1 protein-coding gene is annotated in these 256 nt (G+C 68.0%); it reads left to right on the forward strand.

Translation table 11 applies throughout. From position 1 onward, the window contains the following. Positions 1–256, forward strand: a 256-nt coding sequence (locus SB724_RS20925) for an FAD-dependent oxidoreductase (protein ID WP_410572878.1), incomplete at both ends; no start/stop codon positions are given.

The raw sequence follows: 256 nt of genomic DNA on the forward strand, positions 1-256 counted from the left end.
CGAGCGGCCGCCGCTTTCCAAGCAGCATATGCTGGCGCCTGACGGCGCCGAGCCGCGGTTTATCGCAGGGCAGCAGCAATATGAGGAACGCGGTATCGTGGTGATGGCCGGCGATGCCGCCACCGCGATCGATCGCGAGCGCCGCACCGTCGAATTGGCAAGCGGCCGGCGAATCCCCTACGACAGGCTGCTGATCGCAACCGGTGCGGCCCCGCGGCGCCTGCCTGCGGCCGAGGGGCTCGACCATGTTTTCTAT

It is taken from the genome of Bacillus sp. SIMBA_031 (assembly GCF_046535225.1).
Taxonomy (GTDB): domain Bacteria; phylum Bacillota; class Bacilli; order Bacillales; family Bacillaceae; genus Bacillus; species Bacillus velezensis.